This is a genomic window from Peribacillus cavernae, assembly GCF_003989135.1.
GTDB lineage: Bacteria > Bacillota > Bacilli > Bacillales > DSM-1321 > Peribacillus > Peribacillus cavernae.
Map to the genome: position 1 here is coordinate 81151 of NZ_RYZZ01000007.1, position 24130 is coordinate 105280.

The window sequence follows — 24130 nt, forward strand, 5'->3', positions numbered from 1 at the left end:
AAGTTACTGTTTATTTAGATACAGTCGTGTTATATAATTAATTTAGAGTATTCCAATTTCTATTTGAGGTGAGGATGATGAATGTACCTTTAGTGTTAACGGAGTTTTTGGACAGGGCTGTTTCCTTATACGGAGATAAGCAAGCAGTTTATTGTGATAGCCGAGTTTTTACATACCGCGAATTAAACGGAAGGGTCAATCAGCTTTCACATGGTTTAAGCGACTTGGGGGTTGTAAAAGGGGACCGGGTAGCTTATTTGGCACCAAATACTGTTGAAATGCTCGAAGGGTTTTATGGGGTTTTTCAACTTGGGGCAATCATGGTGCCGATCAATATTCGTTTAACGCCTCAAGATTACTTGTTTATCCTGAACCATAGTGAATCAAAGGTGCTTTTCGTTGACCAGGATTTTTATCACTTGATCCAGCCCATTAAAGACAAACTGGAAACCGTCGAGCATATTATCGTCCATTACAAAGAGGCTGAAACAAATGAAACCGTTTACGATGAATGGCTGGCAAGGCATTCCACAGCATCCTTTGACCGTGCCGGGCTGGATGAAAATGATGTTTGCAGCCTGCTTTACACAAGCGGTACGACGGGCAATCCAAAGGGAGTCATGCTTACACACAGAAATAACTATCTGCATGCCTTAAGTACGATGCATCATTTACGAGTTAGCGACAGTGATGTGTACTTGCATGTCCTGCCAATGTTCCATGTGAATGGATGGGGAGCCCCTTTTTACTATACGGCGAATGGTGCGACTCATATTTGTTTAAGAAAAGCTACACCTGAATCTATTTTTAAAGCGTTGGAAGTCCATAAAGTATCAGTTCTGGCTATGGCTCCAACCGTTTTGAATTCTCTGCTGCAGTTTTACGAGAAAAATGTGCCTGTCATCGACCAGGATGTACGTGTGGTGATTGCGGGCTCTGCACCACCGCCGGCTTTCGTGACAAGAGTGGAAAAAGAATTAGGCTGGGAATTCATCCAGGTGTATGGAATGACTGAAGCTACCCCGCTTAGCCTGATTTCCAGGATCCGCTCACAGCTATCCCACCTTTCTCTTAAGGAGCAGTACGGATTGAAAGCGAAAGCTGGAAACCCAATGATTGGCAGTGATGTAAGAGTTATCAATGAGAATGGAATAGAAGTTACCCATGACGGAAAAGAGATTGGTGAAGTTGTTGTAAGAAGCCATGGTGTTATGAAGGGATATTGGAAAAATGAAGCAGCGACAATGGAAGCAATTAGAAACGGCTGGCTTCACACAGGAGACATGGGGACAGTGAATGAACATGAATATATCGATATTGTTGACCGCAAAAAGGATATTATTATTAGCGGCGGAGAAAACATATCTTCCATTGAAGTGGAAGGGGCATTATACGAACATCCGGGCATCATGGAAGCAGCTGTCATCGCAGTTCCTCACGAAAAGTGGGGAGAAACGCCGCACGCATTCGTCGTTTTAAGAGAAAACCAAAAAGTTAGCGAAGAGGAAATCATTGCATTTTCAAGAGAAAAATTAGCACATTTTAAAGCGGTCACGAGTGTGACATTTGTTAATGAACTACCAAAAACAGGATCAGGAAAAATCCAAAAAGTTCATCTCCGCAATGAATACTGGAACGCTCGGGGGAATTCAGAGCGATTTGTAAATTAAAAGCAACATCAACTAACACACTGACCTGCCCTTTTCCATAAAGGGCAGGTTTTTCGAAAAAAAAAGTGATATTATCAAGTAACTAGAAAGGAATTGCCGATTATTATGTCGAAATAGGGAAATAGCTATACTCTAAGATTAATACCAGCAAAACTGAAAAAGACCGGGAGTTATTACAATGAATGATGTGAACCAGCCGTTGCAGGAGCATGTTAGGATTGCCAGCATTGATATACTAAGAGGATTTTCAATCCTTGGGATACTTCTTGTTAATATGCCATCCTTCCATACGCCTTTGCTGTATATTAATCCATTAACTTGGTGGGATCAAAATCCCGATCATTTCATGTACATCCTAATCGATGTCCTGGCCCAGGCAAGCTTTTACCCTTTATTCGCATTTCTCTTTGGCTTTGGGGCGATTCTGCTGGCGAACAGGATAAACGACCGGGGCCAATCTTTTCCACTTATCTTTTCGAGAAGGTTACTTGCTTTGTTGTTATTTGGCTGTATTCATGCCTATTTGATCTGGCATGGAGATATCTTGATAAATTATGCGCTTTTTGGTTTTGTTTTTATCCTGTTTTATAAAATGAGCGGCAGACTTTTGCTCGTTTTAGGGACCCTTTTGTATTTTGTTCCCTACCTTTTGTTAGCTTTGCTTTTGGGCACTGCAGAGGATCTGATGATTCCCGCAGACATGGAGGCAGTCCGGCAGTCGATAGCAGTATATCGAAATGGTACCTTCACGGAAATTATGCATCAGAGATTCCTTGATTGGTATGCAGTCAATAACCTGTCAAATGGCATTCTATTGTTTTTATCTATTTTTCCGTTGTTTTTGGTCGGAGCAGGTTTTGCGAAATTAGGTTTTCTTGAGCGGCCGGACACTTATAGAACCCAGTTACGGTTTGTTATGGCTGTATCTCTTACTATGGGTTTGTTGTTTAAATTACTTCCTTACTATACAGTTTCTAATTACCTGGCCGGTTTTTTACAGGACACATTCGGGGGGCCATTGCTGTCTTTATTTTATATAACCTTGATTGCCCTGCTGCTTCAAAAGAAATCGGTTTATTCCATGTTGATGCCGCTTTCTTATGTGGGCAGGCTTTCTCTAAGTAATTATTTGTTCCAATCTCTGCTGGGTACATGCCTTTTTTACTCCTACGGTTTCGGATTCTATGGTCAAATATCTTTTGCTGCGGGGGTGCTGCTGGTATTTGTCATTTGTATTATTCAAGTACTGACAAGCCGTATTTGGCTCAGATTCTACCGAATGGGACCTGTTGAATACATATGGAGACTGTTGACGTATTGGAGGTGCCCTTCCATGAAAAGAAATAAGTAAGTGAAAGGGGACAAGCGGTGAAGAAAGTTTATTTTTTCTGAAAAAGTAAGATTTTAAGCAAGAAGGCAGACTGAAACGTTTTGGCATCGATACAAACATCAAAGGAGTGAAGATACTATGAAATTTGCGACAGTTAAAGTAAACAATGAAAGCAAATTCGTAATGACAGATGAAAAGGGGGCGGCCTTTTTATTGCTCGAAGAAGCTGCCAAAAAAATGAATGATTCAGCTGTTTCCATTCCGACAACGCTTATGGAATGCATTCAGGAAGGGGAAAGCTTCGTCGAAAAGGCAGAAAAACTATACCAATGGAGCCTTTCCATCGATGATGCTTCTCTTTTTATCGCGGAGGAAGATTTACAATGGGAGGCGCCAATCCCGCGTCCTGCGAAAAACATTTTCTGTGTAGGGAAAAATTACGCCGAGCATGCGATTGAACTGGGGAGCGAAGCGGATATTCCGGAGAACATCATGCTTTTTTCGAAAGCGCCGACTACAGTGATTGCGCATAAATCGACTATCCCAAACCATCAGGATGTAACCGATGAACTGGATTACGAGGGTGAGCTTGCCGTCGTGATCGGGAAAAAGGGGCGTGTCATCAAGCGTGAAGAAGCACTTGATTATGTGTTTGGCTATACGATTATCAATGATGTGACAGCCCGCGACCTGCAGGCAAGGCACAAGCAATACCTTCTCGGGAAAAGTCTCGATGGCACTTGTCCAATGGGACCTTATATTGTCCATAAATCCGTGGTAGCAAATCCTAACCAACTACAGATCCAAACAAAGGTGAATGATGAGGTCCGCCAAAAGTCCAGTACGGAACAGTTCATTTTTCCTGTGGAAGAAATCATCGCTGTCATTTCGAAAGGGATGACCCTCGAGCCTGGCGATATTATCGCCACCGGAACACCTGCAGGAGTTGGAAAGGGATTTAATCCGCCTAAATTCCTCCATCCAGGAGACACGGTTGAAATAACCGTTGAAAAGGTTGGGACTCTTGTAAACGTCATAGAATAGTCACATTTTAAACTTTGTGATTGCGCAATTGTCTGTGATATGATGTAGGAGATTATTGATAAGGGGAGGATTTCTTTACATGACTCATATGCATATCACGACCTGGGTAGTCGCCCTCATTCTCTTTTTTATAGCGATGTCTATGGATAAGAGTTCAAGGGGCTTTAAAATCTTACATATGATCGTACGCGTTTTTTATGTGCTGATCATCCTTACCGGTTTCGCCTTAATTGGCAGCGCCTTTGATGTATACTGGCTCAAGGCTATTGTTGGGATTATCGTCATCGGCATGATGGAAATGATTTTGGTTCGCGCAAAAAAAGGAAAAAGTACAGGCGCTTTATGGATAGTGTTTATCATTGCCTTTTTAGTAGTTCTTTATATGGGCTTAGCCCTGCCACAAGGGTTCCAACCATTTGGTTAAGTAATAGAGGCACCGCCAATTTATTGTTGGCAGTGCCTTTATTGTTTTCGTAAGGGCTTTCGCTAGTGCTGGTATAGTCGACGTTCCTTAAGGCTGCTGTGAATTTATTTTTTCAATGACAATCCTTTTGCCCGTATTAAGGGTGAACTCGAACCGGTCATGTTCATTTTCCGAATAATAAAAGTGATGCTGGACAGAACAAAGCACCGTCCCGTTATCGAAAATAAAAAAGTTGACTCCCGATTGTGTCTTTGCTTCCCTGAGAAAGGTAAGCTGGTTATAGCTGTATAGGCAATCATATACGGAAAAGTCGAGCGAGTTTAAGGTCGTTACAAATTGGAAAAAAGAATCATCATTCAATTCGTCGAGCAGTCTTTCAAACGAATAAATCAGCCGCTTCCGGATTCGGATCTGTTCGCTGTCCTGCAGATGGAAAATTTGATTGTTGTGTTTCACGGCACCGTTTTCCTCCACGCATCCTTTGCGCCAACGATTGCCTCTGAAAATTTCGACATTCTGGTGTAAATATTCCTCAAGGGATGAGGCCTCATCCGTTTCTTCATCAAAGAAAACCCATTGATGATTAATCGATTCCACCGTTCCTTCTGAAAATGCCCTGGTTTGGCGGTTAAACAGTTTCTCTCTTTGCTGCCTGCTCATATCATAACACCCCTCCAAAAAGTGGAATACCTCTACGTTTTTGACAAATTCCAAGGAAAATATAACTTTTTATTTTATTACCGGGACAAATAACCATCTATTTGTTTTCGCATAGGTTATTTTATATATTCTTGTTCTTATATAGGTAATTTGCTTAACTGGCGTGTAAGCTACAATTATTTGGTTCAATAACATCAGATTCAGAAAGGGCGATAATGCATGTGTGGAATTACAGGATGGGTCCATTTCCGGAAAGATGTCGGAAAAGAAACGGAAATACTGGGACAAATGACTGAAACGTTAGCCAAACGCGGTCCCGATCAGTCAAATGTATGGGCGGACACCCATGCAGCCTTTGGCCATAAACGTCTGACTGTCGTGGATCCTGAGGGCGGCTGCCAGCCAATGCTCAAAGAACATGAAAACCGCAAATATATACTCTGTTATAATGGCGAACTTTATAACACAGAAGATATCCGAAAAGAATTGCTATTAAAAGGATATTCCTTTAAAGGCCATAGTGATACAGATGTTTTGCTAACTTCTTATATAGAATGGAAAGAAAAATGCGTGGAATTTTTTAATGGCATTTTTGCCTTTGCAGTTTGGGATGTGAATGAGCAAAAGCTATTTATCGCAAGAGACAGATTAGGGGTAAAACCGTTATTTTATACAGAAAAAGACGGTGGTTTTCTATTTGGCTCAGAAATAAAGGCGATTTTGGCCCACCCAGACGTAAAGACGGAAATAAGCAGGGAGGGACTTGCTGAAATTTTTGGCTTAGGGCCTTCACGCACCCCGGGGTCAGGGGTGTTCCGCGGCGTTCAGGAATTGCGTCCCGCGCATGCTTTAACGCTCTCGGCACAGCAAGGATTGCGGATCTGGCGTTACTGGAATGTCAGAAGTGAGGAGCATACAGATTCGTTGGATGAAACCGCGGAAAAAGTCAGGTTCCTCGTGAATGATGCTGTCACAAGGCAGCTTGTTTCGGATGTGCCGCTCTGCACATTTTTATCCGGCGGGGTAGATTCCAGTGCGATAACGGCAATTGCCGCCAATGCTTATGAGTCCGAGGGAAAAGGCAAGCTCCATACGTATTCGATTGATTATCAAGATAACGACTTGTTTTTCCAGGAGAATGAATTTCAGCCAGATTCAGATGGCCCATGGATAAAAATGATGTCAGATGCCTTTGATACCGTCCATCACCGTTCCGTAATATCCCAGGAATCACTTGCAGACTATTTAACAGAAGCCGTCCATGTAAGGGATCTGCCTGGAATGGCTGACATCGATTCCTCCCTGCTCTGGTTTTGCAAGGAAATCAAACGCGATTTCACCGTTGGACTGTCAGGTGAATGTGCCGATGAAATCTTTGGGGGCTATCCATGGTTCCACAGAAAAGATGATTTAAGCCGGAAAGGGTTTCCGTGGATGCGTTCGACAGAAGCACGCGCGTCCCTTTTGAAAGAAAGCTGGCAGCATAAATTAAAGCTTGGGGAATACGTGCAGGATAAATACGCGCAGACAGTTACAGAAACACCGAGGCTTGCAGGGGAAACAGCAGAAGCTGCCAATCGCAGAGAACTATTTTATTTAAATATCCTCTGGTTTATGACGACGCTGTTAGACCGGAAAGACCGGATGAGCATGGGCGCAAGCCTGGAGGTCAGGGTTCCGTTTGCCGATCATCGCTTGGTTGAATATGTTTGGAATGTTCCATGGGAAATGAAAATGGTTGGAAACAGGGAAAAGGGGATCCTGCGAAAAGCATTGGAAGGGACATTGCCGGAAGAGGTCCTTTACCGTAAGAAAAGCCCGTATCCGAAAACGCATAACCCGGCCTATACCGATAAAATTCAATCCTGGTTGAAAGACATCCTTACTGACCGCAATTCGATGCTCCATGAATTTTTTGAAAAGGAGCAACTGCGGAATATCATTGAATCAAAAGGGGAGTCCTTCCAGATTCCGTGGTTTGGCCAGCTTATGTCAGGTCCGCAGCTTCTGGCACACCTTGGACAGATCCATGTCTGGTTTAAAGATTACGACATCCAAATCATCGAATCATAGCAAACCGGGACTGGCCGCCAGTCCCGGTTTTTCATTCATTTGGATAAAGAAAAGTTTTTCTGTGAAAAATACTATGGAACATCCAAAAATGGTATATATTAAATCATTTCCAGATTTCAAGCTACAAAACATCACCCCGGGAGGGTCTTCATCATGAAAAAATCATTCTATGTTTTACAGCTGCTTGTTTTGATGACAGGGGTGCTGATTGGCTGCAATAATGAGCGGGAAGCTAAGACTGAAAATGCTCCGATTAGCAAGAAAACGATAGAAAATAAAACAGAAGAGCCAAAACCGGAGAAGCTTGTGGTTTGGGAAGACGTCGATAATCAGAATGCGCTTATACCAGCGATTGAATCCTTTGAGAAGGAATATGGGATTAAGGTTGAATGGAAAGAAATGCATATGGCTGAAAAGATTCGCCGCCAATTGCGTATCGATGGCCCTTCCGGCAATGCACCGGATGTAGTGACACTTCCGAATGACCAAATCGGACAAGCCGTAACAGAAGGACTAATTCAAGAAATAAATGTAGAAAACAACGTGCTTAATATGTACATAGATCCTTCGATCCATGCAGAGAAATATGATGGAAAACTCTTTGGCCTTCCAAAAGCGATCGAGACTCCGGTATTTGTCTACAACAAAAAGCTAATGCCAAAGGCTCCCAGAAAAATGGATGAGGTTTATGCTCAAGCAAGGGAGTATCGTAAAAGCGACAAATACGGCTTTATCGCTTTATGGGATCATCTTTATTTTGCCCAGGGGGTACTTGGCGGTTTTGGCGGCTATCTATTTAAGGATAACGGCAAAGCTTTTGACCGAAACGATATCGGATTAAACAACAAAGGTACCATCCAGGGTGCCAGGTACATTCAAAAGTGGTATAAAGAAGGTCTTTTTCCTCATGAAATAATCGGAGCAAACGGTAAAACCGGAATGGATCAATTATTCAGTGAAGGCAAAGCTGTTTCTGTAATGACTGATTCTTCAGCATTGAAGGAACTTAAAAAAACTGGCATCGATATAGGCGTTTCTGCCATGCCCAAATTGCCTAATGGCGAACATATGAAACCCTTTTTGGCGGTAAAAGGCTGGCATGTAACTGCCTTCACGAAAAGTCCTGACTGGTCAACGATATTAGTTCAGTATCTTGCCAATGAGGAAAACGCAAAGATCCGTTTTGAAAAAACACAGCAAATTCCGGCGGTAAAATCGTTGCTACAAGATCCGATTCTTACAAAAGATGAAGCGGCCAAAGCTGTCGCTGTTCAATCACGGTATGCTGTTCCATTACCAACTATACCCGAAAAGAAAGCTGTATGGAAACCCGCTGATTTTGCTCTTCATAACATTGCAACCGGAAAAGCAGAGCCGGAAGCCGCCCTGGATGTCGCCGTAAAAGAGATCACAGGTAAGCTGGATTAAAGATGATCGTGCATGCGGAGTGCATGACCAGAAATGATAATGAACCTGAAAGAAGTCGCGAAATTTCACTTTTTGGGTTTGACGATCGAGGGACAAAAGGCTAATCTTAAAGGCGTAGAGAAGTAAGTATAGTAGGAGGACGGACATGAAAACAAGAGTGCTGCCACTCGTTTTGATTCCCTTTCTTCTTTTTTACGCCCTTCCCGCAGGAGCTGTCGAAAAAGAAGAGCGAAAATGGCAAGACGAAGTTATCTATTCTTTAATGGTGGACCGATTTAATGACGGGGATATAAAAAACAATAAAGATGTCGATGTTAATGATCCCGCCGCATATAACGGCGGTGATTTCAAAGGAATTACCGATAAGCTTGATTACATTAAGGATATGGGTTTCACAGCCATCTCGCTGACTCCTGTATTCGATAATGAAGATAAAGGCTATCATGGGTACTGGATCAAGGATTATTACAAGACTGATGAACATTTCGGGACGATTGCCGACTTTAAGAAACTCGTGAAAGAGGCTCACAAACGGGACTTGAAAGTCATCACAGAGTTTGCCGCGAATCAAGTAGGACCGCATCATCCATGGCTGAAGGACCCTGAAAAAAAGGATTGGTTCCATGAGGAAAAAACCATTTCAGATAACAAGAATTCCGGGAATATAGAAACAGGCTGGATAAATGGCTTACCGGACCTGAACCAGGAGAACCCGGAAACAAAAGCCTATTTGCTAGATGCAGCAAAATGGTGGATAAAAGAGACTAATATTGATGGTTACAGCCTTGATATGGTGAACTATGTCCCGAAAGCCTTTTGGGCTGATTTTTCTAAAGCTGTAAATTCAGAGAAACCGGACTTTTATTTACTCGGGGAGGTAGTGGGCGATAATACGGAAGCAATCGCAGACTATAAAAAGACCGGCATAGACGGATTCCTGGATGTTCCTCTGAATGAGGACTTGCGAACCGCTTTTAAAGATACTGATCAAAGCATGGATCCTCTGTTTTCAGATTTTACTAGAAACAAAGACCAGTTCGAAAACCCAGAATTGATGGGGAACTTTATTGACAACCATCAGATGACACGTTTTACGAACGAGGCTGTTTTGCTGAAACATCATCCGGGTACGCGCTGGAAAATGGCGCTTTCATACATATATACAGTTCCCGGGATCCCGATTGTGTATTATGGTTCTGAAATCGCCATGAATGGCGGCAAAGAGCCGGAAAACCGTAAACTAATGGCCTTTAAAGCGGAGAAAGAGTTAATCGATTATATCACCAAGCTTGCGGAACTAAGGCAGCAGCTGCCTTCCCTGACAAGAGGAGACTTCAAGCTTCTTTATGAAAATGGCGGCATGGCAGTCTTTAAACGGACATATAAGGATGAAACGGTGATCGTGGCCATCAATAATACCTCGAAGTCCCAGACGGTTACCCTTAAAAAGGGAGAGATCGAAGAAAACCAAGAGTTAAGAGGACTCCTTACGGATGATCTTGTCCGTAGCAAGGAAGACAAATATACGATCATTCTTGACCGGGAAAAGACAGAAATATATGCTTTAGCTGACAAATCCGGCCTAAATGTCACGTATATGAGTATTATGGGGGTTGTTTATGCAGCATTTATCGCTTTCATAATTTTGATATTTAAGAGAGCAAGACGGAAAAAAACGGATTGATACGATTTCATTTGTACACAGCATGAAATGGCCATTTTGTAAAAAAAACGTTGCAGGAGCGGTCGTCTAACCCGACCATCGCTTGCATGAAACCTTAAAGGTCTCGGGATAAAATCAGCAACCTCCAACAAAATCATGGAAACCCTGCAACAAAAAATTGATATAAAAAACAGTGGATTTCATTGATGAATCCACTGTTTTTGCGTTTATTTCCGATTGATTCTGGTCCGGTCACCGGCAATCTTTTTCCAGCGGGCTTTTTCTGCAAATGCGGCGCGCTGGTCTTCCTTTCTTGCAAGGTAAGCCAGTTCACGCTGGAGTTTCACATAATTGTTGTAACGAGCCTCATCAAGTATGCCTTCGGACAGAACTTGTTGTACGGTGCAGCCAGGCTCTGTCGAATGCTGACAGTCCCTGAATCTGCACTAAGGTCGGCCTTATTTAGAATCACGACCGGATTGGCGCCGCTTTCCCAGACCATGAGCAAATACCGCTCCATTCGGCGCAGATTAAAGTCAGTGTTTACGGCGTTGACAAGGAATACCGTGTCGACGTTGGCGGCGACAATTTGCTCTTCAGTCGCATGTCCCGCCTGCTTTCTAGAGAATTTACTTTTGCGCGGCAGAATGGCATGGATCGTTGCTTTTTGTTCCGCAGGCCTTGCTGTAATTACAACCCAGTCACCTATCGCGGGAAAGTCCTGCCTTTCTGCAGCAAAATGACGCAGCTTGCCAGTAATCTCGGCGAACAGATCGCCATATTCCGTAAATAAACGATACATTCCTTTATGCTCAAGGGCAACTCTGCCAACTGTATAGCTCTTAGGTTACTTGAAAATCCTTTAATGGATTAGCCATTTACAACTTTTCCGCCGTTTATATGGATCATCTGGCCGCTAATGTAAGAAGAATCGTCGCTGCCAAGGAAGACATAAGCCGGTGCGAGTTCTTCTGGCTGTCCAGCCCGTCCCATCGGTGTGTCCTTACCGAAAGTGGATACCTTTTCCTCAGGGAATGTAGACGTTATGAGAGGTGTCCAGATTGGCCCCGGAGCTACACCATTAACGCGGATGCCTTCCTTGGCAATGTTATTAGACAGAGCTCTTGTAAATGAGACAATGGCTCCTTTGGTTGAAGAGTAATCAATAAGCTGCGGGTTGCCCTCGTAAGCTGTAACGGAGGCTGTATTGATTATGCTGCTTCCTTGTTTCATATGCGGAATTGCCGCTTTCGTCAAATAGAACATGCCAAAGATGTTTGTCGAGAACGTCCTTTCAAGCTGCTCTTTTGTGATGTCCAAAATGCTCTTTTGCGGGTGCTGTTCACCAGCATTGTTGACAAGAACATCAACCGTACCGAATTCGCCCACAGTTTTTTCCACTACATTCTTACAGAAGTCTTCATCTCCAATATCGCCGGCCATAAGGAGGCATCTCTGTCCTTCTTGTTCAATCAATTCTTTTGTAGTTTTAGCATCTTCATCTTCATTCAGATAAACGATCGTCACATTGGCCCCTTCTTTGGCATAATAAATGGCAACAGACTTGCCGATCCCACTGTCGCCTCCTGTGATAATCGCTGTTTTGCCTTTTAATTTCTCGCTTCCTTTGTATTCGGATTTAACCGATTTGGGGTTTGGCTGCATTTCCGTTTCAACTCCCGGCTGATCGTCCTGGTGTTGCTTTGGAAATGCTTGTTTATTATTCTCAGGGCTGTTCATAATCAATCCCTCCAATTTTATGATTCTCCCTATTCTTATTCCATTGATTGGGCAGGGGAAAACATGGAAAATATTTCATTGAACTAAAAGCTCGGAGGCATTATCTTTTTAAGAGTGCACATATTCCTGTATCTATAAAAAAGGATCAGCTGCATCGGTAAGAATGCAGCTGATCCTTTTTTTTCAATAAATCAACATGTAGTGTATCCAGCCCCAGCGTACAAGGACGTGCTGGTGATCGACTGTTGGGTGATGTCGAAGATCTTTGAACAGGGAACTGACCCTTTTTTTATCGATAGTTGATATATTGTACGTCTATGGTCAAATCAGCGTCCCGGATTGCTGCGATAATGCCCTGCAGATCATCTCTGTTCTTTCCGGTTACGCGGATTTGATCGTCCTGAATTTGGCTTTTTACCTTCAAGCCGGTGTTTTTAATGATCGTGTTTATTTTCTTTGCTTGTTCTTTATCAATTCCCTGAATAAGCTTGGCACGCTGGCGGATCGTGCCGCCTGAAGCTCCTTCTATTTTCCCATATTCAAGGTTCTTGATCGGAACATCCCGTTTCGCAAGTTTACCGATCAGTACATCCTTTAACTGCTCCAGCTTATATTCATCATCAGAAACTAAAACCAGTTCTTCTTTATCAAGGGAGATGTTACTCTTGCTGCCTTTAAAATCATAGCGGTTTTGGATCTCCTTCAATGCCATGGTCACCGCATTGGTAACCTCTGGGAACTCAACCTTTGAAACGATATCAAATGAACTTTCCTTTGCCATACAATCCCTCCAGCTGCGCTTATTTTTATCTTTATTATAGATAATTGCCGGAGGGATGACAACATTGGCATGGTTTCCTTCAGAGCCGCTTATCTATTTATGGTCAGTTTTCTTGGAAAATGAATGTTTGCCAGCCTGTCTGTTTTTTTCACGGACCATATTCCTTTGTTCATTGATTGACTGATTATCTTTAGGCTTTTTATCGTCATCTGTTGTTTTGGTCATGTTCATGACTCCCTTCTTCAATAGTCTTTATATTGTTCGTCATTTGAAAAGGGAGTATGTATATCTTATTCGTTTGGCGGGAGTTCGTTTAAGAAATAGACGGACATCGTTCCCGGGCCAACGTGTGCGCCGATTGCAGAACCGATGGTATTGATGACAAAATTGGTCACACCAAATTCATCCTGGATTGCCTGCTTCCATTCGAGGGCTGTTTCTTCATCATCTCCGTGGCTTATAGCTAATGTTTGGTTTTTAACATGGACACCGCGTTCGTGCATCAGCTCAATCACGCGTTTAAGCAATTTCTTTTTGCCGCGGATTTTTTCGATTGGAATCAATTTTCCGTCCTCTACATGAAGGAGCGGTTTAATATTTAACAGGCCGCCTACGAAAGCTGAAGCTTTAGAAATCCGTCCTCCTCTAGCAAGATACTCAAGATTATCAACAGTAAACAGATGTTCCATATGCACAGCACGGAAAGCGATATCTTCAAGGATCGATTGCTTCGAAGCACCGGTAGTTGCTAATTCAGCCGCTTTTACGACAACGAGGCCGTATCCAAGGGAAGCGCATTTGGAGTCTATCACTTCTATATCGGAAGTCGGATATTCTTCCTTAACCTGGTTTCGTGCCATGACAGCGGTTTGATATGTACCTGACAATTCAGACGAGAAGGCAATATAAATCGCCTGTTGATTTTGCTGAGCTAATTTTGTGAATAATTCCAGGAAATATTCCGGGGAAACCTGAGAGGTTTTCGGAGCCTTGCCTTCCCTCATTGCACTATATACTTCTTTTGGATCAATTGTTTGCAAATCCTCGTAATTTTTGCCATCCAAAAGTACCTGTAAGGGCATAAAGGAAACATTATTCTCTTTATAAAATGACAACGGAAGATCGCATGCGCTGTCTGCAATGATCTGTACAGTCATTTATCCACCAGCTTTCTTTCATTAAATTTTCTGGTTATTTATCAAAGGGTAAAGTATAAATTTCTGAACTTTGAATGGTGTTTAGCGCAAGCAGCCCAGCCGCTCGATGTATCGCGGCTGACAAGGGTGCTTCCGCTTTATATAAGTAGTGTAGCACTTCATTGGAAAAATACAATCGATTCATGTATAGAATAACATTTTGAGGGTATTACGATACTAGTAGTATTGGGAGGGACAGCCATGTATGTAGCAGAGGTTAAGAAAGTGATCGTTGTCATTATCGGTGCATTTTTAAATGCGATCGCGATGAATTTGTTTTTGATTCCTGCTGACGTCTATGCAAGCGGATTTACAGGCGCAGCACAATTACTTTCTAGATTGATTGGCTCTTATGCACCATTTAATGTTTCTACAGGGGTTCTCTTGTTCTTATTAAACGTTCCTGTAACGATAATCGCCTGGAAACGGGTCGGTAAATCATTTACAATGTACAGTTTTTTGAGTGTTACGCTAATGTCGCTATTTCTGGGAATCATCCCGATCAAGCATATTTCACCGGACATTTTGCTCAATGCGGTTTTTGGCGGGGTCATTGCTGCTGTAGGTGTGGGCATAACGCTTAAGTACGGTGCATCCACAGGCGGGATGGATATTATCGCAATGTTGCTTTCGAGGATGAAGGATAAGCCGGTCGGCACATACTTTTTCATGTTGAATGCTGTCATCATCGTGTCAGCAGGCATTCTATATGGTTGGGAAAAAGCACTCTACACCCTGGTGACGTTGTATACTTCGACGCGGGTCATTGATGCCATCCATACCCGTCATGAAAAGCTTACAGCGATGATTATCACGAAGAGGAGTGAAGAGCTGAAAATAGCAATCCATGCTAAATTAGTACGCGGAATCACGGTGTTGCCCGGGAAAGGTGCATTTACCAACGAAAATAAAGATGTAATGATGATCGTGATCACTAGGTACGAGCTGTATGATTTAGAGCGTACCATTCGCGAGGTAGATCCGAACGCTTTCACAAATATTATCGAAACGGCCGGGATTTTTGGCTCTTTCAGGAAAGATTAAGTTAACATAAAAAAGTATTACAAGATAGTTACACTTTATGGAAACTTGGGTTTTATTGTTTAATTGCCATCAAAAACGGCTAATTCCCTAGTGTACATCATCGTACAAAAATCTTTAAAAGGAGTGATTTTCTATGGCTACCAATAACGATAACAAAATGAGCAGAGAAGAAGCAGGGCGTAAAGGCGGCAAAGCTACTTCAAGAAATCACGACAAGGATTTTTATCAGGAAATTGGTCAAAAAGGCGGCGTAGCAACATCCGCAAACCATGATAAGGATTTCTACCAGGAAATCGGCCAAAAGGGCGGCGAAGCCACTTCAGAGAATCATGACAAAGACTTTTATCAGGAAATCGGCCAAAAGGGCGGCGAAACCACTTCTGAAAACCATGGCAAAGATTTTTACCAGGAAATCGGCAAAAAAGGCGGCGAAACTACTTCTGAAAACCATAATCGCGAGTTTTATGAGGAAATCGGTGAAAAAGGCGGAAAAGCCCGCTCAGAAAATAACGATTAATTAGCTGGGAATGGTCTGAGCCTTCTTTTCCAGATGGCGATATGTTTCCTAACAATGAAGAAAAACCAGATCTCTTTATAGATCTGGTTTTTCTTCTTTAGCTCTTTGATTCCAAAGATGCATCCTCAAGCTGCTGCTGAAATTCAGCCAGTTGGGCTTTCTCAGCAGTTGTTGAATTGGCGTAGGCTGAGGAAAGTGCATTTTTGGCAACTTCCAGCTTTTCCTGCTGATCTGCAGTATCGCCGGCTTGTATAGCTTGTTCGACAAATTCTCTTGCGTGTTGAAATAATTGGTTGCCCATCAAAAGCCACCATAGCTTGCTTCAGACATCGATTGAAGCTTTTGGGCCTCTGCTTCAGCGTACGTTGTGTGATAAGGGATTCTTTCAGCATGCTTTGATACAGTATCTTTTCCCTGCTGTACAAAACGTTTAGACTTATTGCTTTTACCCATTCTTATCCCCTCCGCAATTATGAGCATTGGACACATGTACAATGTGTCATTACATAGTATTACTCATTAAACAGGATTTAAAAGCTTAAAAAAATGGGAAATATATAAACGACTTTAAGCAGTCTTAGTATTGAACTTTTCTTCGAGGAAGGCGGCAATGCCATCCTCTTGATTGCTCAATGTTGTCATATTGGCGACATTTTTCAATTGGGAAATTGCATTTCCCATGGCAACCCCTGTTCCTGCATAATCAAGCATTTCAAGATCATTGTCCTCATCGCCGAATGCAATAATTCTTTCCCGGGGGATCCCGAGGGATTTAGCAACTTTTTGAATGCCTACAGCCTTGTTTAAGCCGGCTTTGATGATTTCAATTACATGAAATGGTGCAGCCCAGCGGCGATGATCGATCACTTCTGCATGGACATCTGATAAATGCTTACGGATATCTGCTACATGCTGCTCTTCCGTGTGAATCAACATGCTTGTAGGGGAATCCTCAAGGAAATTCCGCAAATCACCTGTTGTTATCTTTGGATTTCCCATTTTAAAAATATCGATTAGCTTTTCATCATGATAATGGAAGTAAATGTCGTCACGGACCTCGGCAATGATATTGTGATATTGAAAATGATCACAAGCTTCGACGATTTCTTTCGCGACAGATATATCCAATGGCGAATGAAACGTTTCCCAGCCTATATTAAGGGGGTGATGCACAAACGCCCCATTGAAATTCACGATAGGCGTTTTTAGATCAAGATCATGATAATACATCACGCTGGAACGGTAAGGACGCCCGGTAGCGATCATCACTTCGTGTCCGTCATTTTTCAACTTTGTTAATATCGCTTTGGAGCGCGGCGAGATTTCTTTTTCATCTGTTAGCAATGTTCCATCAAGATCGAGGCAAATCAAATGTTTCTCTGTCATATAGTCACCTTCAGTTAATTATTTAAGTGCGCTTCCGCTTTTCTTAATTATATGTCCTTAATATTACTCTGATTTTAAGATAAAGTTAAATCTTTTTCATTCTTTTCGCTTTAGCGGTATAGTACATCTATAAGGATTATACTACAGTTGGTAAATAATCAGGAGGGTTAGCATTGGTCATTATTGAAAAGGAGCACATTCAAGATATTCCCGTCCTGCATCTCGCAAAACAGGATATTTTCAATGATAAACTTCCGTTAATCATTTTTATTCACGGTTTCACAAGTGCAAAAGAGCACAATTTACATTATGCCTTTTTAATGGCTGAAAAGGGTTTCCGTGTTGTCCTTCCGGATGCCATCTATCATGGGGAAAGGGAGGAAGGCTACAAGGAGCAAAAACTGATGGGGTACTTTTGGAATATCGTTATCTCGCTCATCGAAGAATTGGCAGTGATAAAAGAAAACTTATCAGAACGGGGTCTAATTGATCCGGAAAAGATTGGCGTGGCGGGTACTTCAATGGGTGGGATTGTCACACTTGGTGCGTTAGCTTCTTATGATTGGATTCATACAGGTGTCAGCCTGATGGGAAACCCGGCATACGTGTCATATGCAAAATTGCAAATCGAGACACTTAAAAAGCAAGGTATGGCCATCAATCTGTCCGAAGAAGAAATCCAGAAAACGCTTGAGCTATTGGCAGAGTATGATTTAAGCCTGCAAAGGGAAAAGGTAGCGGGACGGCCGTTACTGTTCTGGCACGGAGCAAAGGATCCGGTTGTCCCTTATCAAAATACTTATGAATTATATGAATTATTGCTTCCTGTTTATGAACATGCTAACGATAGATTATCTTTCATTTTAGATGAGCGGGCAGAACATAAAGTAAGCAGAGAGGGGGTTTTGCTAACTGCCGAGTGGTTTGAAAAGCACTTGAAGCCTGTCGTGCAAAATGCTTAATCGGACAATGGGATTCTGGTATGATGTCAATAAGCCACAAAACAAATAAAGGGGTGTTAGAATTGGATCAGGAACTAAAAGATAATATTATGGGTGCCCTTGAGCAGGTAATTGACCCGGAACTAGGGATTGATATCGTGAACCTGGGTTTGGTATATGATGCAGACATGGATGACGAAGGCCTTACGACAATTACAATGACATTGACGGCAATGGGCTGCCCGCTCGCTGGAACAATTGTTGACCAGGTTAAATCTGTCCTTGAAGACATACCAGAAGTTAAAGATACTGAAGTGAATATTGTTTGGAATCCGCCGTGGTCCAAAGACCGTATGTCACGATATGCGAAGATTGCCCTCGGTATTAAATAAGAGGCGTTGTTGCTATTTTAACGACTTGGCTATTCAAAATATGCTAACTAAATGAAAGAAGAGCTAACCAATTTGTCGGTTAGCTTTTTCATTTTGTCAATCGATTTTAAACAATTTCCTTTCAGTTAAAAGTTGCCACATAAAGTTAAACAGCATCAAAACAGGGTAAAAAGTATATGAATCACGATTCAATCATTGGTGTGGATACTTATCTATGTTATTATTTAAGAATTGATTCAAAAATTTTTTGACCGTTTTCTAAGGGAGTGAAGCAATGAGCATCATCAAAGTCAAAGATACTTTAGACAGGCCCTTGAGAGATTTACGGATTTCTGTTATTGATCGTTGTAATTTCAGGTGTCAATATTGCATGCCTGCGGAAATTTTCAATGAAAGCTTCAAGTTTCTTCCCCGCAGCGAACTTTTATCCTATGAAGAGATTGAGAGGGTTGCGAAAATATTTGCAAGTCTTGGCGTAGAAAAATTGCGGATAACCGGCGGCGAACCGTTGCTTAGAAAAAATCTTCCCCATTTAATTAAGAACCTTTCAAAGATAGAAGGAATACATGACATTGGCTTGACGACAAACGGAGTATTCCTGAAAAGATACGCCTCTGAATTGAAGGAAGCCGGCTTGCACCGTGTAAATGTCAGTCTTGATAGCATGAATGATGAACTTTTTAAAAAAATTAACGATAGAAATGTCGGCACCGGACCTGTAATCGAAGGAATACTAGCTGCAAGGGACGCAGGTCTTGGCGTCAAAGTCAATATGGTTGTTAAAAAAGGGCTGAATGAATCAGAAATTCTGCCGATGGCCATGTTTTGCAAGAAGGAGGGATTACAGCTGAGGTATATTGAATTCATGGATGTCGGCAGCACGAACGGCTGGCAGATGGATAATGTGATCACCAAAAAACAAATTGTGGAAATGCTCGCAGCAGAATTTGAGCTGGAACCGGTAGATCCTGATTATTACGGCGAGGTGGCCAAAAGATACCGTTATAAAGGAACGGACACAGAGGTCGGTTTCATTACTTCAGTATCTGAATCCTTCTGCGGAAGCTGTACTCGCGCGCGCATATCCGCCAAAGGGGATATTTATACCTGTTTATTCAATGGAAATGGGCACGATATTAAATCTCTGCTTCGTTCCGGAATGACTGACGAAGAACTCACACGGCATATCGCTTCCATCTGGAACCATCGCAGCGACCGCTACTCGGATGAAAGGGCGGAAGGCAAAAACAAAGGACAGGAAAAAATCGAGATGTCTTATATAGGCGGCTAAACCTCTGCTTACGGCAGAGGTTTTTTCGATTCAGTATCTCTCCGTATCGTAAGAAAAAAGGTTTTAATGGATGCATAGTTCTCGAAAAGACACGCCAAAACAAAAAAAGAGACGACAAATGTCATATGTTTGCCAGATTCATTGATAAACTGGATGATAATTTAATAAAAATGCATTTGCATTTATTTTTATTCAGTATATAATAAGAGAAATAAAGATTGACAGTGAACTTTTTGAAATGGAGTTGATGACTTGAAAGTTTCTATTGTCGGTGCGACTGGCTATGGAGGATTGGAGCTGATAAGGCTGCTAAAGAACCATCCCCATTTCGAGATTGCATCCCTGCATACTTCTTCAAAATTTGGACGTCAAATCCATGAAGATAATCCTCACTTACGGCATTTAGAATATGCACTAGAGGAAATCGATCCGGAAAAGATTTCGAAAAAGTCAGAAATTGTCTTTCTCGCTACACCCTCTGGAGTCTCTGCTAAGCTTGCCCGAGCGTTTTATCAACTGGGAGTTAAGATAATCGACCTTTCCGGTGACCTGAGGCTTAAGAATCCAGAAGAATATGAAGAATGGTATAAGCATTCCGCCGCACCTGTCGAAGTCTTAGATGAAGCCGTATATGGATTGTCCGAGTGGAATGCCAAACATATAAAACAAGCGAAGATCGTGGCAAATCCAGGCTGTTACCCTACAGCCACCCTGCTTGGCCTCGCTCCTTTATACACGGAACAATGGGCAGAAGGCAAAGATGTGATTGTCGATGCTAAATCAGGCGTTTCCGGAGCGGGAAAATCACCATCTGCGGGAACCCATTATAGCGAAATCAATGAAAATCTCAAGATTTACAAGGTCCATCAACACCAGCACATCCCTGAAATTGAACAACAGCTTGCAAACTGGCTTCAGGATTCAGGGCCTATTTCTTTCAGTACGCATCTGGTGCCGATGACCAGAGGGATCATGTCGACGATGTATGTGAAGCTGCGAAAGCGGACAACCACGAAAGAATTACTAGATTTATATAAGACCGTTTATGAAGGCCATCCTTTTGTGCGAATACAGCCGCAGGATGCATTTCCGTGCACGAAACAGGTATATGGATCTAATTTTTGCGATATTGGTGTAGCCTTCGATGAAAGAACAAATAAAGCTACCATCGTATCGGTTATAGATAATTTAATGAAAGGCGCTGCCGGTCAGGCAGTTCAAAACGCGAATATCTTGCTTGGCGCTGAAGAAACGGCAGGCCTTTTGAATATTCCGTTGTATCCTTAACATACTTGGAGGTTAGTCATGAATACGATAAATCCTGTTGAAGTCATTCAACAAGTTAATGAAGGAAATATCTTATCGCCACAAGGCTTTAAAGCAGCAGGAGTTCACGCAGGATTACGCTACTCAAAAAAAGATATTGGAGTCATATTATCAGATCATCCTGCTGCCTGTGCAGCTGTTTATACACAAAGTGCCGTTCAAGCAGCACCCCTTGATATAACCCGTGAAAGTATTGCCGCTGAACAAAAGCTTCAAGGCGTGATCGTAAACAGTGCATGCGCCAATGCATGCACCGGCGAACAGGGACAGAAGGATGCCTATGAAATGAGGAACCATGCAGCCAGAGAGTTTGGTGTGCCGGATCATTATTTCGCGGTTGCCTCTACAGGCGTTATCGGTGAGTATATGGAAATGGATAAAGTCAAAAATGGCATTTCAACACTAAAGCCTGCGGGATCCGCGCAAGCGGCTGAAGACTTTGGTGCAGCGATATTAACGACTGATATCGTAACGAAGCATTGCGGCTATGAAGCAGTAATCGACGGCAAAAAGGTGACGATGGGCGGTTCCGCGAAAGGATCAGGAATGATTCATCCCAATATGGCCACGATGCTCGGTTTCATCACGACAGACGCCGCGATTGAATCAGCAGAACTGCAAAAGGCACTTTCGGCTGTAACAGATGATACGTTCAATCAGATTACAGTTGATGGAGATACTTCAACCAATGATATGGTCCTTATTCTTGCAAACGGCGAGGCAGGAAATGAAAAGCTTTCGCCTGCCCATCCCGAGTGGAATGTCTTCCTCGAACTATTAAAAAAGACATCTGAAGACATGGCGAAACAGATTGCGAGAGACGGGGAAGGTGCCACAAAACTGATCGAAGTAAATGTTCAGGGCATGGGGACCAAACAAGAAGCACAGGCCATGGCGAAAACGATCATTGGTTCAAGCCTGGTAAAAACGGCAGCATACGGCGCCGATGCCAACTGGGGAAGAGTCATCGCGGCGATGGGCCGAAGCAATCTTGTTTTCAATCCTGAAAAGGTAAGCATTTCATTTGGCGATATCAAACTATTGCATCAAGGCGTGCCGGTCGACTTTTCTGAAGAAGATGCGAAAGCTTACCTGGAACAAAAAAATATTGCCATACATGTTTTTTTGGAGGAAGGCAGTGAACAAGGCACGGCATGGGGCTGTGATTTGACATATGACTACGTCAAAATAAATGCCAGTTACCGAACGTAAGGAGGCTCGTGAATGAAGATATTGGTCATTAAATGTGGCGGTAGTATAATCGAAGAATTGTCACCATCCTTTTTCACAAGCATAAAAGAGCTGCAAAGCCAGGGGTATCAGCTTGTTTTCGTCCATGGCGGCGGCCCGGATATCAATGCCATGCTCAACAAATACGAAATTGAACCAGTGTTTGTAAATGGGCTGCGTAAAACAACGGCTGAGGTTTTGAATATCGTTGAATTAATGCTGTCGGGCAAGTCAAATCGTGACCTTGTGCACAAACTTGAGGGAAACGGGATAAAGGCAGTTGGCTTAAATGGGTCTGATGGGAAGCTGTTGACAGGGGTATTCATTGATGAAGAAGCGCTCGGCGCAGTGGGGGAAATCAAAGAAGTGAATACCGAGCTTCTTAAACTGCTCCTCGAGAATGGGGTTTGCCCGGTGCTGACGCCAATTTCCATTACCGAGTCCGGCAGGAAATTAAATGTAAACGCCGATATGGCGGCAGGGGCAGTCGCTAAGGCACTGAATGCCGAAATGTGTTTATTTGCCACTGACGTAAACGGTGTCCTTAAGGATGGTCAAATCCTTGAGGAACTTACTGAAACACAAATTCAGCATTTGATCAGTGAAGGCAGCATTTATGGCGGGATGATTCCTAAAGTAAATACTGCGCTATCCGTCCTGAATAAAGGCATAAATGAAGTAATGATAGTCAGCGGAAAAGAACGCTTTTTCAACAACGGGCAATTTATCGGAACTAAGTTGGTATCTGAAGAGGAGGTATTGCAATGAGTGCATTATTCCCTACTTATCAAAGATGGGAAATCGAGCCTGAATCTGCAAAAGGGTCCTGGCTGACTGATAAAAATGGAAAAAAGTATCTCGATTTCACCTCGGGAATCGGTGTCTTGAATCTCGGCCATTGCCATGACCTGGTAAAGCAGGCTGTGCAGGAGCAGATGGAGAAGTTCTGGCATACATCCAATATGTTTCAAAATAGCTCCCAGGAAAATACGGCTCAGGCTTTGGCAGATGCATCTGGATTACAGCATGCCTTTTTCTGCAACAGCGGCGCAGAAGCGAATGAAGCGGCTATTAAGCTGGCCAGGAAAGCCACCGGAAAAAGTAAGATCGTTACTTTTAACAAGTCCTTTCATGGCCGGACATTTGCAACGATGGCGGCGACAGGACAGGAGAAAGTAAGAGTCGGATTCGGGCCAATGCTTGAGGCTTTTGAGTATGTAACGTATAACGACAACAAGGAACTGGCTGAAGCAGTCGACGAAAATACAGCTGCAGTCATGCTGGAAATGGTCCAGGGTGAGGGCGGAATTCATGTAGCAAATCAAGAGTTCCTGAATACGATAAAAGAGGTTTGTACGAATTCAGGAGCGTTGATTATCGTCGACGAAATCCAGACCGGGTTAGGCAGAACCGGAAAGCCATTCGCGTTTCAGCATTTTGATTTTCAACCGGATATCGTCACGATTGCCAAAGCGCTCGGAAACGGGCTGCCGATTGGAGCGATGATCGGAAAAGGTGAATTGGCTGCGCATTTTGGGCCGGGAAGCCATGGCTCAACTTTTGGAGGAAATCCTATCAGTATTGCAGCAGCAGAAGCGGTGCTCAAGCAAATCCTCAACGAAGCCTTTTTAGCAGATGTGACTGAAAAAGGGCAGTACTTGCTTAACCAGCTGAAAAAAGAGCTGCAGAATGAGGATACTGTCAAAGAAGTTCGTGGCCTGGGCCTGATGATCGGCATTGAGTTGAAAGAAGAAGCACAATCCGTCCTCGAAACGCTCCAGGAAAAAGGGATGCTGATACTGACTGCAGGTTCGAACATCTTACGTCTGCTTCCGCCGTTGACAGCAGATATTCAGGAAATTGACCTGGCGGTTGAAAAGATCAGTAAAGTAATTCGTACAACCACAACCGTTACAAAAAGTTGAATTCTTATCGAAAGAAATGCATAAAAATACTATTATTTAGTTAAATATTCGTCATCTACAGAGGTGAAA

The 24130-nt window shown here is 42.8% G+C and carries 24 protein-coding genes and 1 pseudogene; 16 read left to right on the forward strand and 9 right to left on the reverse strand.

Annotation, left to right across the window (positions count from 1 at the left end):
• The first annotated feature begins 77 nt into the window (after positions 1 to 77).
• From ELQ35_RS06485 to ELQ35_RS06500, 4 genes are all read left to right on the forward strand, one after another.
• Positions 78 to 1670, forward strand: a complete 1593-nt coding sequence (locus ELQ35_RS06485; protein WP_126864019.1) for a long-chain-fatty-acid--CoA ligase — start codon at positions 78 to 80, stop codon at positions 1668 to 1670.
• A 178-nt stretch (positions 1671 to 1848) separates the two neighbouring features.
• Positions 1849 to 3021 (forward strand): DUF418 domain-containing protein, encoded by a 1173-nt coding sequence (locus ELQ35_RS06490; protein WP_126864020.1) that lies wholly within the window; start codon positions 1849 to 1851, stop codon positions 3019 to 3021.
• A gap of 117 nt (positions 3022 to 3138) precedes the next feature.
• Positions 3139 to 4044 carry a fumarylacetoacetate hydrolase family protein gene (locus tag ELQ35_RS06495; protein ID WP_126864021.1) on the forward strand — a complete coding sequence of 302 codons (906 nt, stop codon included), beginning with the start codon at positions 3139 to 3141 and terminating at the stop codon, positions 4042 to 4044.
• A gap of 79 nt (positions 4045 to 4123) precedes the next feature.
• Entirely contained in the window at positions 4124 to 4468 is a 345-nt protein-coding gene (locus ELQ35_RS06500; protein WP_126864022.1) for a YisL family protein, read from the forward strand.
• An 87-nt stretch (positions 4469 to 4555) separates the two neighbouring features.
• Here the strand turns inward: ELQ35_RS06500 and ELQ35_RS06505 are convergent, their stop codons facing one another.
• Entirely contained in the window at positions 4556 to 5128 is a 573-nt protein-coding gene (locus ELQ35_RS06505) for a DUF2777 domain-containing protein (RefSeq protein ID WP_126864023.1), read from the reverse strand.
• A 219-nt stretch (positions 5129 to 5347) separates the two neighbouring features.
• Between ELQ35_RS06505 and asnB the strand changes: the two genes are divergently transcribed.
• The 3 genes from asnB to ELQ35_RS06520 all read left to right on the forward strand — a co-directional run bounded on the left by asnB (position 5348) and on the right by ELQ35_RS06520 (position 10313).
• Positions 5348 to 7201 (forward strand): asparagine synthase (glutamine-hydrolyzing), encoded by a 1854-nt coding sequence (asnB, locus tag ELQ35_RS06510; protein ID WP_126864024.1) that lies wholly within the window; start codon positions 5348 to 5350, stop codon positions 7199 to 7201.
• A 153-nt stretch (positions 7202 to 7354) separates the two neighbouring features.
• Positions 7355 to 8629 carry an extracellular solute-binding protein gene (locus tag ELQ35_RS06515; RefSeq protein WP_126864025.1) on the forward strand — a complete coding sequence of 425 codons (1275 nt, stop codon included), beginning with the start codon at positions 7355 to 7357 and terminating at the stop codon, positions 8627 to 8629.
• A gap of 145 nt (positions 8630 to 8774) precedes the next feature.
• Positions 8775 to 10313, forward strand: coding sequence for an alpha-amylase family glycosyl hydrolase (locus ELQ35_RS06520; RefSeq protein ID WP_126864026.1), 1539 nt, complete (start codon positions 8775 to 8777; stop codon positions 10311 to 10313).
• Between the two features lie 206 nt (positions 10314 to 10519).
• On the opposite strand, the pseudogene rsgA reads toward ELQ35_RS06520, so the two are convergent.
• From rsgA to ELQ35_RS06545, 5 genes and pseudogenes are all read right to left on the reverse strand, one after another.
• Positions 10520 to 11136: pseudogene (rsgA, locus tag ELQ35_RS06525) on the reverse strand (GTPase RsgA); the annotation flags it as partial.
• 26 nt (positions 11137 to 11162) lie between these two features.
• Positions 11163 to 12032 (reverse strand): SDR family oxidoreductase, encoded by an 870-nt coding sequence (locus ELQ35_RS06530; RefSeq protein ID WP_126864027.1) that lies wholly within the window; start codon positions 12030 to 12032, stop codon positions 11163 to 11165.
• Between the two features lie 289 nt (positions 12033 to 12321).
• The gene (locus ELQ35_RS06535) at positions 12322 to 12813 is read right to left on the reverse strand and encodes a YajQ family cyclic di-GMP-binding protein (protein ID WP_126864028.1); all 492 of its coding nucleotides are present in this window, start codon (positions 12811 to 12813) and stop codon (positions 12322 to 12324) included.
• Between the two features lie 93 nt (positions 12814 to 12906).
• Positions 12907 to 13038, reverse strand: coding sequence for a DUF3941 domain-containing protein (locus ELQ35_RS06540; RefSeq protein WP_126864029.1), 132 nt, complete (start codon positions 13036 to 13038; stop codon positions 12907 to 12909).
• A gap of 65 nt (positions 13039 to 13103) precedes the next feature.
• Positions 13104 to 13970: a DegV family protein gene (locus ELQ35_RS06545; protein WP_126864030.1), complete on the reverse strand. Its 867-nt coding sequence runs from the start codon at positions 13968 to 13970 to the stop codon at positions 13104 to 13106.
• Positions 13971 to 14210: 240 nt separating this feature from the next.
• On the opposite strand from ELQ35_RS06545, the gene ELQ35_RS06550 reads away from it, so the two are divergent.
• Both ELQ35_RS06550 and ELQ35_RS06555 read left to right on the forward strand, forming a co-directional pair.
• Positions 14211 to 15053: a YitT family protein gene (locus tag ELQ35_RS06550; protein WP_126864031.1), complete on the forward strand. Its 843-nt coding sequence runs from the start codon at positions 14211 to 14213 to the stop codon at positions 15051 to 15053.
• Positions 15054 to 15186: 133 nt separating this feature from the next.
• Positions 15187 to 15570, forward strand: a complete 384-nt coding sequence (locus ELQ35_RS06555) for a con-10 family general stress protein (protein ID WP_126864032.1) — start codon at positions 15187 to 15189, stop codon at positions 15568 to 15570.
• 97 nt (positions 15571 to 15667) lie between these two features.
• Here ELQ35_RS06555 and ELQ35_RS06560 read toward each other — a convergent pair whose 3' ends face one another.
• The 3 genes from ELQ35_RS06560 to ELQ35_RS06565 all read right to left on the reverse strand — a co-directional run bounded on the left by ELQ35_RS06560 (position 15668) and on the right by ELQ35_RS06565 (position 16956).
• Entirely contained in the window at positions 15668 to 15871 is a 204-nt protein-coding gene (locus tag ELQ35_RS06560) for a DUF3813 domain-containing protein (protein ID WP_126864033.1), read from the reverse strand.
• Positions 15871 to 16023 (reverse strand): hypothetical protein, encoded by a 153-nt coding sequence (locus tag ELQ35_RS22530; protein ID WP_185861685.1) that lies wholly within the window; start codon positions 16021 to 16023, stop codon positions 15871 to 15873. Before ELQ35_RS22530 ends, ELQ35_RS06560 begins: the two co-directional genes overlap by 1 nt.
• A 114-nt stretch (positions 16024 to 16137) precedes the next feature.
• Positions 16138 to 16956, reverse strand: a complete 819-nt coding sequence (locus ELQ35_RS06565) for a Cof-type HAD-IIB family hydrolase (protein ID WP_126864034.1) — start codon at positions 16954 to 16956, stop codon at positions 16138 to 16140.
• Between the two features lie 173 nt (positions 16957 to 17129).
• On the opposite strand from ELQ35_RS06565, the gene ELQ35_RS06570 reads away from it, so the two are divergent.
• The 7 genes from ELQ35_RS06570 to ELQ35_RS06600 all read left to right on the forward strand — a co-directional run bounded on the left by ELQ35_RS06570 (position 17130) and on the right by ELQ35_RS06600 (position 24061).
• Complete coding sequence (locus ELQ35_RS06570; RefSeq protein ID WP_126864035.1) at positions 17130 to 17918, forward strand: prolyl oligopeptidase family serine peptidase; 789 nt, start codon at positions 17130 to 17132, stop codon at positions 17916 to 17918.
• Between the two features lie 62 nt (positions 17919 to 17980).
• Positions 17981 to 18289, forward strand: a complete 309-nt coding sequence (locus ELQ35_RS06575) for a metal-sulfur cluster assembly factor (protein WP_126864036.1) — start codon at positions 17981 to 17983, stop codon at positions 18287 to 18289.
• A gap of 274 nt (positions 18290 to 18563) precedes the next feature.
• On the forward strand, positions 18564 to 19580 hold the full coding sequence (gene moaA / locus ELQ35_RS06580; protein WP_126864037.1) for a GTP 3',8-cyclase MoaA: 1017 nt from the start codon (positions 18564 to 18566) through the stop codon (positions 19578 to 19580).
• 252 nt (positions 19581 to 19832) lie between these two features.
• The gene (gene argC / locus ELQ35_RS06585) at positions 19833 to 20867 is read left to right on the forward strand and encodes an N-acetyl-gamma-glutamyl-phosphate reductase (protein ID WP_126864038.1); all 1035 of its coding nucleotides are present in this window, start codon (positions 19833 to 19835) and stop codon (positions 20865 to 20867) included.
• Between the two features lie 18 nt (positions 20868 to 20885).
• Entirely contained in the window at positions 20886 to 22118 is a 1233-nt protein-coding gene (gene argJ / locus ELQ35_RS06590) for a bifunctional ornithine acetyltransferase/N-acetylglutamate synthase (RefSeq protein WP_126864039.1), read from the forward strand.
• Between the two features lie 12 nt (positions 22119 to 22130).
• Positions 22131 to 22904, forward strand: coding sequence for an acetylglutamate kinase (argB, locus tag ELQ35_RS06595; RefSeq protein ID WP_126864040.1), 774 nt, complete (start codon positions 22131 to 22133; stop codon positions 22902 to 22904).
• The gene (locus ELQ35_RS06600) at positions 22901 to 24061 is read left to right on the forward strand and encodes an acetylornithine transaminase (RefSeq protein ID WP_126864041.1); all 1161 of its coding nucleotides are present in this window, start codon (positions 22901 to 22903) and stop codon (positions 24059 to 24061) included. Before argB ends, ELQ35_RS06600 begins: the two co-directional genes overlap by 4 nt.
• The last annotated feature ends 69 nt before the right edge of the window (positions 24062 to 24130 follow it).

What these genes read in the sequence shown, in the direction of transcription:
- argB (WP_126864040.1), top strand. Translation starts at nt 22,131, where the DNA reads ATGAAGATATTGGTCATTAAATGTGGCGGTAGTATAATCGAAGAATTG.
- ELQ35_RS22530 (WP_185861685.1), bottom strand. Translation starts at nt 16,023, where the DNA reads ATGGGTAAAAGCAATAAGTCTAAACGTTTTGTACAGCAGGGAAAAGAT.
- ELQ35_RS06550 (WP_126864031.1), top strand. Translation starts at nt 14,211, where the DNA reads ATGTATGTAGCAGAGGTTAAGAAAGTGATCGTTGTCATTATCGGTGCA.
- ELQ35_RS06530 (WP_126864027.1), bottom strand. Translation starts at nt 12,032, where the DNA reads ATGAACAGCCCTGAGAATAATAAACAAGCATTTCCAAAGCAACACCAG.
- ELQ35_RS06515 (WP_126864025.1), top strand. Translation starts at nt 7,355, where the DNA reads ATGAAAAAATCATTCTATGTTTTACAGCTGCTTGTTTTGATGACAGGG.
- ELQ35_RS06560 (WP_126864033.1), bottom strand. Translation starts at nt 15,871, where the DNA reads ATGGGCAACCAATTATTTCAACACGCAAGAGAATTTGTCGAACAAGCT.
- ELQ35_RS06520 (WP_126864026.1), top strand. Translation starts at nt 8,775, where the DNA reads ATGAAAACAAGAGTGCTGCCACTCGTTTTGATTCCCTTTCTTCTTTTT.
- ELQ35_RS06555 (WP_126864032.1), top strand. Translation starts at nt 15,187, where the DNA reads ATGGCTACCAATAACGATAACAAAATGAGCAGAGAAGAAGCAGGGCGT.
- ELQ35_RS06505 (WP_126864023.1), bottom strand. Translation starts at nt 5,128, where the DNA reads ATGAGCAGGCAGCAAAGAGAGAAACTGTTTAACCGCCAAACCAGGGCA.
- ELQ35_RS06565 (WP_126864034.1), bottom strand. Translation starts at nt 16,956, where the DNA reads ATGACAGAGAAACATTTGATTTGCCTCGATCTTGATGGAACATTGCTA.
- ELQ35_RS06545 (WP_126864030.1), bottom strand. Translation starts at nt 13,970, where the DNA reads ATGACTGTACAGATCATTGCAGACAGCGCATGCGATCTTCCGTTGTCA.
- moaA (WP_126864037.1), top strand. Translation starts at nt 18,564, where the DNA reads ATGAGCATCATCAAAGTCAAAGATACTTTAGACAGGCCCTTGAGAGAT.
- ELQ35_RS06485 (WP_126864019.1), top strand. Translation starts at nt 78, where the DNA reads ATGAATGTACCTTTAGTGTTAACGGAGTTTTTGGACAGGGCTGTTTCC.
- argJ (WP_126864039.1), top strand. Translation starts at nt 20,886, where the DNA reads ATGAATACGATAAATCCTGTTGAAGTCATTCAACAAGTTAATGAAGGA.
- ELQ35_RS06500 (WP_126864022.1), top strand. Translation starts at nt 4,124, where the DNA reads ATGACTCATATGCATATCACGACCTGGGTAGTCGCCCTCATTCTCTTT.
- ELQ35_RS06490 (WP_126864020.1), top strand. Translation starts at nt 1,849, where the DNA reads ATGAATGATGTGAACCAGCCGTTGCAGGAGCATGTTAGGATTGCCAGC.
- ELQ35_RS06535 (WP_126864028.1), bottom strand. Translation starts at nt 12,813, where the DNA reads ATGGCAAAGGAAAGTTCATTTGATATCGTTTCAAAGGTTGAGTTCCCA.
- ELQ35_RS06495 (WP_126864021.1), top strand. Translation starts at nt 3,139, where the DNA reads ATGAAATTTGCGACAGTTAAAGTAAACAATGAAAGCAAATTCGTAATG.
- ELQ35_RS06540 (WP_126864029.1), bottom strand. Translation starts at nt 13,038, where the DNA reads ATGACCAAAACAACAGATGACGATAAAAAGCCTAAAGATAATCAGTCA.
- asnB (WP_126864024.1), top strand. Translation starts at nt 5,348, where the DNA reads ATGTGTGGAATTACAGGATGGGTCCATTTCCGGAAAGATGTCGGAAAA.
- ELQ35_RS06600 (WP_126864041.1), top strand. Translation starts at nt 22,901, where the DNA reads ATGAGTGCATTATTCCCTACTTATCAAAGATGGGAAATCGAGCCTGAA.